The sequence below is a fragment of the Neobacillus drentensis genome, from assembly GCF_036962765.1.
In the GTDB taxonomy this organism is placed as follows: Bacteria; Bacillota; Bacilli; order Bacillales; family Cytobacillaceae; genus Neobacillus; species Neobacillus drentensis_C.
The window spans coordinates 1-1,423 of record NZ_JBALOS010000371.1; the positions used below are offsets into that span (position 1 = coordinate 1).

Annotated in this window: 2 protein-coding genes; both read right to left on the reverse strand. The window is 30.0% G+C overall.

Annotated features, from left to right (window positions below; genetic code table 11):
* A partial coding sequence (locus tag V7137_RS29660; protein WP_335701386.1) for a glycosyltransferase occupies positions 1-482 on the reverse strand: 482 nt, incomplete at its 3' end.
* 121 nt (positions 483-603) lie between these two features.
* Positions 604-1,392, reverse strand: coding sequence for a glycosyltransferase (locus tag V7137_RS29665; protein ID WP_335701387.1), 789 nt, complete (start codon positions 1,390-1,392; stop codon positions 604-606).
* Positions 1,393-1,423 lie beyond the last annotated feature (31 nt).

The window sequence follows — 1,423 nt, forward strand, 5'->3', positions numbered from 1 at the left end:
CTATATGTCTTATCAACCAATATCAACGGCAGAAGATATTGGTTGATTTTTTCTTTACTCAAAGCACAATTAACATTCTTCCAAACAGATGAAATAGTCACCGTGTTATCGATTAAATTTATCGCTTTATAAGGACAAACAACAATATCGGCCTTATATCTTAGTGCTGATTGTAATAAAACATCATACATTTTTGGTTCAATAGTATCGTCTGGGTCTACAAATGCTATATAGTTTCCTTTAGAGATATCAATGCCTTTATTACGAGCTGAAGATACTCCACCGTTTGGCTTATGTATCACTTTTATCCGATTATCCATTCTTGCATATAAGTCACATATTTCACCACTTCTATCAGTAGACCCATCATTTACAAGTATAAGTTCAAAATCGGTGAATGACTGTATTAAAATAGAATCTATACAGTTAGGTAAAAATTGTTCTACATTATAAATTGGGACAATTATACTTATAGTATTCAACGTTACTCCTCTTTCTATTTTAAATTCATAGTGGGTCAAAGTTCTAAAAATGTATTTATCTTACTGTTATTTTTTATTATTTGCGTATTATGAATTAGGAAAAATTTAAATAACAATCTTATTAAATACTACTTAGCTTCTTTACTTCTATTGAGGAGTCAAATTTTTCCTTTACCAAGTTATTTGAAAACTTCATACGTAAATCATAATTATTTATCAAATTTACTACTGCGTTGTATATCTCATCTTCATTTACTCCAACAATTATTCCAGTTTCACCATTTTTTATCTGTTCTCTTGCTCCAGTAAATTCGGTAGTAACAATAGGCTTACCTAAGCACCTAGCTTCCGCAAGCGATATGCAGTAACCTTCATGTCTCGATGGTTGAACATAAATATCACATTGATCGATGTAAGGATAAGGATTAGGATCTGAACCTAGAAAAATAAATGTTTCTTGTAGATTATACTTACCTACTAACTTTTGATAATTTCCTCTTAAATTTCCTTCTCCTACACAGTACCATTTCACATTGTAACCTTCGTCAATTAATCTAGCTAATACTTTAATTCCCAAATCCTGTCCTTTTTCTATAGTTAGTCTACCAACCGTTAAGATCCTTAAGCCGTTAAATGTATCTTTAAAGCCCTTCCCTTTTTTTAATTGGTTTAATATTAACTTTGATGAAACAATATTTGAAAAAACCTCTGTTTTATCTTTTATAGTCGGCACCATATTTACCAACTTCTCTTTTGCTTCCTTTGAAACAACAAAAACCTTATCATAATGACCATATACTTTAGCAGCAAATTGTGAATTAAATCCAATTTTAGTGACATCAAAATGAATCCATTGGATTTTCTTTTTTGCTTTTATTTTCTTTAAAATAAAATAGCTTATGAAGTCCATTGGTCCATCATAAGCAATAGCTATATCATAT